The sequence below is a fragment of the Cryobacterium sp. MP_M3 genome (genome assembly GCF_015752155.1).
In the GTDB taxonomy this organism is placed as follows: Bacteria; Actinomycetota; Actinomycetes; order Actinomycetales; family Microbacteriaceae; genus Cryobacterium.
The window spans coordinates 1-11,028 of sequence record NZ_JADOVI010000033.1 but is presented as its reverse complement, the minus strand read 5'-3'; the positions used below and the strand labels follow the sequence as shown (position 1 = coordinate 11,028).

Below are 11,028 nucleotides of genomic sequence, written 5' to 3'. Positions count from 1 at the left end.
TCGCGGGGGGAGCCCCGGTGACCTGCACCGCGGTCTGGGCGACCGAACCGATGAATGGTGTCACGGCATACGACGTGATGGCCGATCCGCCGTTGGCGGGCGTCGTCCAGTTCACGGTCGCGGAACCGTTCCCGGCCACGGCGCTCACCCCGGTCGGGGCGGCGGGCGCGGTCGGCACCGGCGGCGCGGTCGGCGTCACCGCGGCCGACGCCGCCGACGCCGGCGAGGTGCCGACAGCATTCGTCGCCGTCACCCGGAACGTATACGCGGTCCCATTGGTGAGTCCGGTCACCGGGGTGCTGGTCGCCGGGGGAGCCCCGGTCACCTGCACGGGCGTCTGCGCCACGGCGCCGGCGAACGGGGTCACCGTGTACGACGTGATCGCCGACCCGCCATTCGCGGGCGCCGTCCAGTTCACGGTCGCCGAGCCCTTACCGGCCACCGCGCTCACCCCGGTCGGGGCGGCGGGCGCCGTCGGCGCGGGCGGCGGCGGGGGAGTCTGGCCGAGCGCCTGCGCCACCGTCTGCACCGATGTCGTGCCGTTCGCCGTGCGCGCCTTCAGCCACACCACGAACTGGTTGAACAGGGTCGGGCTGATGGTCAGCGACGGGTCGGTGCCGGTCGCGATGTGGTGGAACGTGAGCTGCACCCAGCCGCCACCGTTGTTCTCCGCGTTGATCACCGAGTTCTGCAGGTTCGCAAGCGTCCACGTGCTGTCGACCTCGTCGAGCGCCGCCGTCTCGTAGGGCCTGGCCGGCGGCAGCGTCTCGGCGAACGCGCAACTGCCGCAGCTGCCGGGCGAACGGATGTCGCCCAGGTTGCGTCCGCTGGCGAAGCCGCAGTTTTTCACGATGTTCTGCACCGCGGTGTTCGTCGACGCGAACGGGTAGGCGAAGTCGGTGACGGTGAACCCCCAGCCGGTCAGCGTCGTGCGCCCGTTGCAGACCTCAGCAGTCGCCGCAGACGACGAGATCTGGGTCAGGTCGGGGTGGGTCACGGTGTGCCCGCCGATCTCATTGCCGTCGGCCGCCATCGTGGTCAGGTTGGCCCGGGTGAGCCAGCCCGACTGGCCGATCCAGCTGGTGGTGATGAAGAACGTGCCGACCAGCCCATTGGCCTTGAGCACCTGCGCCGCCGCGAACTGGTTGTCGTTCCCGTCGTCGAAGGTGAGGCTCACGACGGTCCTCGACGCCGCCTGCGCCGGCGCGGCCACTCCCACCATCCCGGCGGCCAGCAGAGCGATCGCCGCGACCCCGGTTGCCCAGCGGAGCCACCCTCTCCCATGCCGAAGATTCTTACTCGAGGAGGGCGTCTGCAGGGCCATTGGGCTGCCTCTCGTTCGGGGGGGTACCGATGCCCACGAAAGTACGCCCGACCGTCCCGCCCCACAAGGAGCATCCGCGGTGGACGAGCCTCTCGAGACAGCTCCCCGCACCCCGCCTGCCCACCCGCACACGCGACACGAGGAAACGTCATCCCCTGTTGGGGGGTAGGATTACGCGGGTCTGTGCAAGGATAGGCACCGGGGGAAAAGGCTAATCTCGGCAATTCCTCTGTGCCAAGCAATACCGGAGGAATACGTGGAGCTCAAGGATTACCTCAGGATCTTTCACAAAAGTTGGATCCTGATACTCGCTCTCACCCTCGTCGGCATCGCCGGGGCGGCCGGCGCCGCCATCGTGACCACTCCGAAGTACGTCGCCAGCACCCAGCTCTACGTGTCGGTCCAGGCCGCAGCCGGTGCCGCGACCACCGACCTCCTCCAGGGCACGAGCTTCGCCCGCCAGGCCGTCACCTCCTACGTGGACGTGGTCAACAGTGCCATCGTGCTCGACAAGGTCATCAAGGACCTGAACCTCGACCTGACCGCGGCCGACCTCGCCGATATGGTCGAGTCCTCGTCGCCCCTCAACACCGTGCTGATCGACGTGACCGTGACGAATGCCGACCCGGTGCTTGCCGCGAAGATCGCCAATTCGGTCGGCCAGAACTTCGCCAAGATCGTCGTCGACCAGCTCGAGAAGCCCGATGGCGAGGCCGTGAGCCCGGTCAAGATCGCCACGATCCAGCCGGCACTCGTTCCGGAGAAGCCCGCCAGCCCCAACGTTCCGCTCAACATCGCCCTCGGCCTGCTTGTAGGCCTGGCTCTCGGCATCGGCCTTGCGGTTCTCCGCAGCGTGCTCGACACCCGCATCCACAGCCTGCACGACATCGAGCTGGTCAGCGACGCGCCCATGCTCGGTGGCATTACCAACGACCCCGACGCGCGCCTGCGTCCCCTGGTCGTGCACTCCGACCCGAAGAACCCCCGTGCCGAGTCCTTCCGCAGCCTGCGCACCAACCTGCAGTTCGTCAACATCGAGGGCGGCCCGCGCAGCTTCGTGGTGACCAGCTCCATCCCCGGTGAGGGCAAGAGCACGACCACCGCAAACCTCGCCATCGCCCTCGCCGAGACCGGCGCCCGCGTGGCACTCGTCGACGGCGACCTCCGCCTCCCCCGCGTCGCCGAGTACATGGGCATCGAAGGCGGCGTCGGCCTCACCGACGTGCTCATCGGCCGCGCCGAACTGGCCGACGTGCTGCAGAAGTGGGGCAAGAACAAACTGTTCGTGCTGCCCAGCGGCCGCGTGCCCCCGAACCCGAGCGAGCTGCTCGGTTCCGCCGCCATGGCGCGCATGCTCCGCGCGCTCACCGAAGAGTTCGACATTGTGCTCATCGACGCCCCGCCGCTTCTACTGGTCACGGATGCCGCCGTGCTGAGCAAGCTCTGCGGCGGCGCCATCATGGTGGTCGCCTCCGGTCGCACCAAGCGCAACGAGCTCTCCAGCGCCGTCAAGGCACTCGAGCGTGCAGGCAGCCGCCTCGTGGGCATGGTCATCACCATGCTTCCCACCAAGGGCCCCGATTCCTACGGTTACGGCCAGTACAGCTACGGCACCGCTTACATCGAAGACAAGGCGGAAGCGGAATCGGTTTCCGCTGGTCGCCGCGGCTTCGGCAAGCCTCGCCGGAGAACCGCGTAGTGGGACGCTTCACAATCCTCACGGTGTGTTCGGGCAACATCTGCCGCTCCCCGTTGGCCGAACAGCTGCTGCGGGTCGGCCTGGCCGAGTGGCCGGAGGTGACCGTCGGCAGTGCCGGAACGATCGGGCTCACCGGGCAGGCCATGCCCCCCGAGGCCGCCGACCTCTCCCGGCACTTCGGCGGCGACCCGACCGGGCACCAGGCCCGGGTGCTCACCGCTGAGCAGATCTCCGACGCGAACCTCGTGTTCGCCATGTCCAGGGAACACCGACGCGCCATTGTCGAAATGGTGCCCCGCGCCATCCGCTACACCTTCACCATCCGTGAATTCTCACGCCTGGTCGACGGCTTCACCGACACCGACCTCGACGAGGCTGCCGAGCTTCCCCTCGACGACATCGTCGGCCGGTTCTCCACCCTGGTGGGGTTCGCCTCCTCTCAGCGCGGCGCCGTCGGCCCTCCCGACTCGCCCGACGACGATGACGTGGTCGACCCCTACCGTCGCAGCGACGAGGTCTACGCCGAGTCCGCTCGCCAGCTCGTACCCGCAGTGAACAACGTCGTGTCACTCTTCAGAAGCTCAGCAAGAGTTGTTCGGGCCTAGGAGTGGCCAACATGGGGGTAAAGAAGTCCACCGGCCGCAAGAACCGCAATAACGTTGCCCGCCGTCGATGGCTGATCGGCGGCCTGGCCGTGTTCGTGCTGTTCGACGTAGGCCTGGTCGCGTTCGCGCTCACCGCGACGAAGCCGGCCGCCGGTGCGGGCACGGTCGCCGAGCCCTCGGTGGTCGAGCCGTCAGCGGTCGATCCAGTCGAGAGCACGCCTGCCGCGGCCGAGCCCGTCGAGACCAAGCCTGGTGAGGCCGCGTCAACAGTCACCCCAACCCGCATCATGGCAGCCCTGAACACGTCCACGGCCTGGCGCGCATCGACAGGCGCCTGCCCGGCCACGAAAGCGGCGCCCGAGCTGACCACGGATTCCGGTGCCACCTGGGACAGTTTTGACGCCTCGGCCGCCACGGATGCCTCGTCCATCCTCGCCATCAACGTCGCCGACAAGAACGAGACCTCCCTCGTCACCCTCGATGTGGCAGACTGCGCGCCCCAGCTGGTGTCGACCTTCGTCGCCGGTGACGCCTGGAAGGCCTACCCCGACCGGGTCGCGGCAACCTGGTTCGTCGACCCGGCGATGACCGCCGTCGTGCACAGCCCTGCCGGCGACCAGCCGGCACCGTGCACGGCCGTGGCCGCACTTGCCGCCACGGACGACACGAGCGCTGCGGTGCTGTGCACCGACGGTTCCCTCATCACTACGGGAGATTCGGGCGCGACCTGGTCGGCTCCGGCGGCGGTTGTCGGGGCGGCGAACCTCACGGCCACCTCGCTCGGCTACGACGTGGCAGTGGTCAACCCGTCGGGCTGCGCCGGGGTGTCCGTGGTGAAGCTGTCCACGGTCGGCACCCTCGACGCCACGCCGCGCGCCTGCCTGCCCGCCACCGTCAACCCGGGGGAGACCGCGATCTCCGCCTCCGCCGACGGCACCCTCTGGCTCTGGGCCGGCGACGCTTTCGGCCAGTCCACCGATGGTGGTGCGTCATGGCGCTAGCCCGGGGCACCCACGCCTGGCAGCGCGACTACGCGCGCCGGCTCTTCTCCACCGACCTGCTCATTCTCCTGGTCTCGGTCTTCGGCAGCGAGCTGCTCTGGTTTCGCACCCGCAGGGCTGAACTTCAAGTGTCAGCACAGGACTTGCCGGAGTTCGTCCTGGGGTACACCGGCATCTCGGTTGCTCTCGTTGTCGGATGGATGCTCGCGCTCGGCTTCTACGCGACCCGCGACAACCGCACCACGGGCTCGGGCAGCGTCGAATACAAGCGCATTCTCGAGGCCAGCATTCGGCTATTCGGCCTCACCGCGATCGTGCTTTTCCTCTCCCGGTCCGAACTCGGCAGAGGCTACTTCCTGACCGCGTTCCCGATCGGCGTGATCGCACTTCTCGCCGGCCGGTGGATCTGGCGCCAGTGGCTGATCGCCCGGCGCAAGGAGACCAGCTACTTGCACCGCGCGTTGATCGTGGGCGAGCGCGTGAAGAGCATCCACGTTGCCGTCGGCATCCGCCGCGACGGTGCCGCCGGCCTGCACCTCGTCGGCGCGGTGACCGAAAACGGAAATGTCGCCACGGACCTCGTCGACGGCGTTCCCGTCGTCGCCGGATTCAATAACGTGCTCACCGCTATCGACAATTTCCAGGCCGACACCGTGATCTTCACCGGGGCCGACAACTTCGGCCCACGCCGTTTGCGCGAACTGGGCTGGGAGCTGCAGTCACGCAAGGTGGACCTGATCATGGCCCCGGCGCTCACCGACATCGCCGGCCCGCGCATCCATGCCCGGCCCGTCTCCGGCCTCCCGCTGATCCAGGTGGACTTCCCCGCTTTCGAAGGCAGCCGGCACGCGGCCAAGCGCACTTTCGACCTCATCTTCTCGGGCGTGGGCCTGCTGTTGCTGAGCCCGGTCTTCCTCTGGCTCACGATCGCCATCCGGCTGGACAGCCCGGGCCCGGCCTTCTTCCTGCAGAAGCGCGTGGGTCTCAACGGCAACGGATTCCTCATGATCAAGTTTCGATCGATGGTGACGGATGCCGAAGAACAGCTTCCCGGCCTGCTCGACGAATCCGACGGAAACGGTGTGCTTTTCAAACTGAAGAGCGATCCGCGGGTCACCAAGATGGGAAGTTTCACGCGGCGCTACAGCCTTGACGAACTCCCGCAACTCGTCAACGTTTTCCTCGGTCACATGTCCTTGGTCGGACCACGCCCGCCCCTGGCCGCCGAGGTCGAGAAATACGACGGCTGGGCCGAGCGCCGGCTGCTGGTCAAACCCGGCATCACCGGCCTCTGGCAGGTAAGTGGCCGCTCGGATCTTTCCTGGGAAGACAGCATCCGCCTCGACCTCTACTATGTCGAGAACTGGTCGTTGATCGGTGACGTCATAATCCTGTACCGAACCGTGCGCGCAATACTTCGACCTAGCGGTGCATATTGAGGAATCCGCTGCGAAATCTTTTTCTGCATGGGATTTGGGGCGGTGGTCGAAACGTTCAGTCCTCAACCACAAGCCAGCGAGTAGTCGGGCGCATCCGTGTCATTCCGGAACTCCGGAACTATCACGTCGCTTCACTGGAACGGATGACGCCCGCCGCCACCTACTTCTTTCAGAGAAAGTACGATCTGGTTTCCGCTGAACTGCCGAGCAATCTACACCAGGTCAAGTTCACCGAACTTGTGCGCATCCTGGCTTGTTCAAAGGCTGAAACGCTTGAAATTCAAGAGCCCCTTTGGGTACGACTTCTTGCAAAGCATGTGTGCATGGTGCTCGTCTGGAAGCTCTCTCGGCCGTTTGCTCGGCGGGACGTTGTGTCATATGCAATGGAGAACAATGACCTCCATTCTCTGATGTTTGGTGTGCGGCGTGGGTCGCCGCTCACTGTTGTACTCTTTCGTTGGATACTTGGCGCCTACGTATCCCTCGCCTACACACGCATAGCTTTTGCGAGCGAGGGCTCGAGGATTGTTTACCACTCGCTGCCTTTCGTTTCCCGCGTTCCGAGCCGAGTCATCGACAATCTGCCGCAGCTGGTTGATACAGACGATGCACACACCGCCCGGCGTACCTGCCTGCAAGTTGTTGTGGTGGCACGGATTGAGCGCCGCAAGGGAATCTACGAACTGATGGCTGCCTGGCCTGAAGTCGAGGCGGCCGTAGCAAATGTGAGTTTGCTCATTGTCGGGGATGGTCCGGATAGAGCGCCCGTAGTGGAATGGTGTGCCGAATCCCCGACGTCTCGGGAGTATCTTGGGCACCTTGACCACGAGGAGGCACAGGACGTGGTCGCGTCGGCGCGATGCTTGGTACTCCCGTCCGTGCGAAGCGGCCGGTGGCGTGAACAAATCGGTCTGCCGATACATGAGGGCCTATTGAAAGGGTTGACGGTAGTCACTACTGATGAGACCGGTCTCGCGACTTGGCTCATTGAACACGGCCACATCGTGGTGTCTGGATCAGATGCAAGGAAGCATCTCGGTCCTGCCTTGATACGAGCGCTATTGCATCCCCTTGACCCAGCCGTGGTTCGCGCATCGCTACCCCTGACTGAAGGCCGAGTGATAGCAAATCACTGGATCAACGAGCGGAAAGCTGGCAGGCAGAAGATTGAATGAGTTCGATCGCGTTGTCCTTCTAAACCCATTGGGAGGCGCGCTCAAACATTACGCGACGGAACTAGAGGACGTACTTCGCTCGACGGCTACACATGAGACGGTCGAAGTCGAAGGATTTCTTGAGCCCTCCGTGTCGGGCAGCGGCAAGTTGTCTTGGGCCGGTGCGTATTTGCTGACCTTGCTCCGACTCAGGAGACACAAACACGCGCTGATCGTGGTGCTCTGGCCGGTGTTTGGTTACTTCGACTTCGTCCTGATTCGTCTGGTAGTCGGAACGAATTTTGCAGTCGTCATGCATGACACGCGTCCGCTTGTTCGGGCCGTTGGTTACGGGTCGATGAGCCGTTGGTTCGCCGGTTTGGCGGCGCCAGGTGCGTCCGTTATTGTGCATAGCCGTGCGGCGATGGAGGATCTTCGCTCACGGAGTTTGTCCGGAAAGGCTGTTATCCTCCCTCACCCGATCCTCCGTTCTTTCGCTCGAAAGAGTGCGGCAAGGGGCGAGCGCCAACCGATCGTGCGGGTGTTGGGACAATTTAAACAGGACAGAGATGTGTCTGCCCTCCGTGCTCTTGGAGAATTCGCTGGGACCGAGGACGCGAAACTTGAGATTGTGGGCCGTGGCTGGCCCGCGATTAAGGGCTGGTCGGTCGTGAGCGACTTTGTACCCGAAGCGGAACTGGACGCACTCATCGACTCATCGGACATTGTCCTCATTCCCTATCGTCGCTTTTATCAGAGCGGTATAGGCATCCGGTGCATCGAACGTGGAACGCCTGTCGTTGGGCCCGGGGGGACAAGCCTCGCTGACATCTTTGGGATGACTAGTCGACTGCTGGTCAATGACTCATCAGGGCTTGCGTCGGCCTGGTGGCGTGCAATCGAATATGCGCTGGGGAACGGTCGCGCGGACGCACACGTTGCCGCGTTGCGCTGGCGCGAGAGCGCGCTCGAATCCTGGGAAACGTACCTTACATCGCGACGGGGCACGTTCGATGATTCAAAGGGTAGGCGCGACAGAGATTCCGTAACGTGACATCGCCAAGACCGTCAACACGGCCCAGCACTAGGGTCGCCGGCAATGTCGGGCGAAACATGGCATTGACCGCTCTTAGTAACCTTCTAGCGCCGATCGCCGTTTTCGCTACGGCGCCCATCCTCGCCCAAGTCCTCGGGGTAAACGGGCGAGGCGAAGTTGGCGCAGCGACAGCGCCATTGCTCCTTATGACGGCCCTGGCCACCGTCGGCCTACCTGATGCGGTGACGGTGTTCACTGCGCGGCGACCTCAGATGTCGCGCCTTGTCACTGCGAACGCGTCCTTTCTCCTGTTCGTCAGCGGGGCTGTCTCGACGGCGATCGCTGTATTCCTGGCCCCGGTCTTCAGTGGGGGGGCGGCTGGTGTTCGTGAACTTACTGCCTCCGCAGCACTCGCGATTACACCCACGCTCCTGATAGGTGCATTGCGGGGCGCCGCGGCCGGGCAGCATGCGTGGGGGCTTGTGAATTCGGAAAAACTCGTGTCCGCAGCTGCACGACTAGCTGCAACGGTGTTGTTGGCTGGAGTCGGGTACCTTAACGTCGGGACCGCAACTCTCATTGTTGCCCTGAGTCCAATTATTGGAGGTGTCGCCTATGTCAGATTGCGGACCATCCGGGGGCCTGAGAGGATCGGCCATCTGCGGTTGAGCGGTCAACTCTTGGGCTTCGGTTCGCTGCTGTGGGTCGGGTCTCTTTCCGGGGTTCTGCTCAGTCGTCTGGATCAAGTTCTCATGACGCCGCTCGCGGGAGTCCGTGAGCTTGGCTACTACGTGGTCGCGGTGAGTATTGCCGAATCAGCCCTGCTCGCGAACAACGCGGTGAGAGACGTGACGCTCTCTGCGGATTCAAGTAGTTCTGATGACAGTCGACTAGGCACCAGCTCAAGAGTCTCGTTCCTGGTGTCGCTAATGTTCGGCGGGTTCGTTGTTGCGACTATGTGGTGGTGGCTTCCGTTTCTTTTCGGCCGTGCATTTTCGCCAGCCTTGCCGGTCACAGCCATTCTGGTTCTCGCGGCGGTTGCCGGGGTTCCTGGGTCAGTTGCGGGAGCGGGATTGATCGCGCGGGGCAGACCTGGATTGAGAAGTGCATCTCTTGCGATCGCCGCGCTCGTGAACATTCTGCTTCTCTTTGCACTAGCTCCTGCTCTTGGCGCCGTTGGTGCTGCAATCTGCACATTGGCCGGAAGCGCCATCGCAGCGAACCTCAATGTGTTCTTCATCTGGCACTACTTTGGAATTCGGCCCGGCGCCTTGTACCTTGTCAATGTCGGCGACGTTGTTAGGCTCTCGGCGGTGCTCCTGCGCATAGTTAGGAGGAAGTTGTGAACGTCATAAAGAACCATGGTCGGGTGGTTATTTGGAGAGATGACTGGCTTCCCGGGTCGGAAACATTCATCCGCAACCAGTCGGATGCGCTGAAGTCGTGGAAACCTGACTGTAGCGGGCTCCAAGCGATTCCCTCGCCGTTGGCTAGGGAAGCGGATCGGGTCATTTTTGCGCGCACGTTGCGAGGCTCCTTGGCGCGCAAAGCGTTCAAACTGACTCGACGCAACAGTCGACTTTCGCAGTGGCTGGAAGAGCCGTCCGTACGTTTGATCCATGCCCATTTCGGGCCGGACGCAACGCAAATTGTGCCCGCAAGCAGACGAGCGGGGAAACCGCTTGTCGTAACGGTTCACGGATACGACGTGACCAACTTCCCAGGGGGCAAGTCTGTCCGCGCGTGGCTGTATCGTCGCAGGCTCCGAAGTCTCTTCAAGTACTCGTCGAGGATCATTGCGGTGTCAGAGTTCATTAGGGATAGGGCAATTCTTCTCGGTGCCGACCCAGGAAAAACGGTGGTCCACCACATCGGGATTCCAATTGATCGTTCTCCAGCGATCATGAAGAAGTCTGGAATTGTGTTTGTGGGTCGATTCAGTGAGAAGAAGGGGATCCTCGACCTCCTCAGCGCCGTCGGCATGCTTGAAGGTGGCCTGAGGCAGACAAGGATCGATCTGGTTGGTGACGGCCCGCTGAGAACAGAGGCGGAATCCATTGCACGAGTGCTTGGATTGAACACACGTTTTCATGGTGCGCTGAGTCCAGCAGCTGTCAGCGCCGTCATGGCAGGCGGCCTTTTGTTCTGTGGACCTTCCCGTACGGCGCGAAACGGTGATGCAGAAGGGCTGGGAATGGTTTTCCTCGAGGCAGGAGCTCACGCCATGCCTACGGTCGCATACCGGCATGGTGGTGTCAGCGAGGCGATCTCACACGGAGAGACCGGCATCCTCGTCGAGGAAGGTGACGTTGCCGCACTATCAAGGGCACTTTCCCGTGTCTTGACCGACGATCTACTCCGAATTCGGCTGGGCGCAGGGGCACGCAAACGCGTGGAGGAAGACTTCGACATTTGCATTCAGACAGAAAAGCTCGAAGCGATGTACGATTCCGTTGTGGCAACGTGGGCAGCTTCTGAGGGCCCTCAGTAGGCGCTGCCGGGCAACCCAGCGTTCACAACACGCTTAAATCCACGCCGAGACTCGCGCAGCGAGTCTGAACCTTCATTCTTTCGGTTGTTTTTTGCGGAGTGTTCGCATATGGGTCAATCGCGTAGCTCAGAATCTGACTGCGCAACTCGACCGACGCGAGTTCTGCAGCAGCCTCGAGTCCCGATGGCGAGTAGCGCTTGGTGGTAGCGCCAGTCCAGGCAGGCGGTAGCGCAGTTCTGACGAGGTGGTAGCGACCCCGGGCAGGTCGCCCGGGGCCTC

Annotated in this window: 9 protein-coding genes; 8 read left to right on the top strand and 1 reads right to left on the bottom strand. The window is 63.4% G+C overall.

The genetic code is table 11. The features are described from left to right. The coding region (locus IWX89_RS18010; RefSeq protein WP_231383478.1) for a polysaccharide deacetylase family protein at nt 1-1,324 on the bottom strand (1,324 nt) is incomplete at its 3' end. Between the two features lie 256 nt (nt 1,325-1,580). Between IWX89_RS18010 and IWX89_RS18005 the strand changes: the two genes are divergently transcribed. The 8 genes from IWX89_RS18005 to IWX89_RS17970 all read left to right on the top strand — a co-directional run bounded on the left by IWX89_RS18005 (nt 1,581) and on the right by IWX89_RS17970 (nt 10,749). After that, entirely contained in the window at nt 1,581-3,023 is a 1,443-nt protein-coding gene (locus IWX89_RS18005) for a polysaccharide biosynthesis tyrosine autokinase (RefSeq protein ID WP_196904913.1), read from the top strand. After that, nucleotides 3,023-3,628, top strand: a complete 606-nt coding sequence (locus IWX89_RS18000) for a low molecular weight phosphatase family protein (protein ID WP_196904912.1) — start codon at nt 3,023-3,025, stop codon at nt 3,626-3,628. The genes IWX89_RS18005 and IWX89_RS18000 overlap by 1 nt, the downstream gene beginning before the upstream one ends. A gap of 11 nt (nt 3,629-3,639) precedes the next feature. Then, a complete protein-coding gene (locus tag IWX89_RS17995) occupies nt 3,640-4,629 on the top strand; it encodes a hypothetical protein (protein ID WP_196904911.1) in 990 nt (329 codons plus the stop codon). Next, nucleotides 4,620-6,068 carry a sugar transferase gene (locus IWX89_RS17990; protein WP_196904910.1) on the top strand — a complete coding sequence of 483 codons (1,449 nt, stop codon included), beginning with the start codon at nt 4,620-4,622 and terminating at the stop codon, nt 6,066-6,068. Before IWX89_RS17995 ends, IWX89_RS17990 begins: the two co-directional genes overlap by 10 nt. A gap of 143 nt (nt 6,069-6,211) precedes the next feature. Continuing rightward, a complete protein-coding gene (locus tag IWX89_RS17985; protein ID WP_196904909.1) occupies nt 6,212-7,243 on the top strand; it encodes a glycosyltransferase family 4 protein in 1,032 nt (343 codons plus the stop codon). Then, nucleotides 7,236-8,276, top strand: a complete 1,041-nt coding sequence (locus tag IWX89_RS17980) for a hypothetical protein (protein WP_196904908.1) — start codon at nt 7,236-7,238, stop codon at nt 8,274-8,276. The genes IWX89_RS17985 and IWX89_RS17980 overlap by 8 nt, the downstream gene beginning before the upstream one ends. Nucleotides 8,277-8,335: 59 nt before the next feature. After that, complete coding sequence (locus IWX89_RS17975; protein WP_196904907.1) at nt 8,336-9,604, top strand: oligosaccharide flippase family protein; 1,269 nt, start codon at nt 8,336-8,338, stop codon at nt 9,602-9,604. Next, complete coding sequence (locus tag IWX89_RS17970; protein WP_196904906.1) at nt 9,601-10,749, top strand: glycosyltransferase; 1,149 nt, start codon at nt 9,601-9,603, stop codon at nt 10,747-10,749. Before IWX89_RS17975 ends, IWX89_RS17970 begins: the two co-directional genes overlap by 4 nt. The last annotated feature ends 279 nt before the right edge of the window (nt 10,750-11,028 follow it).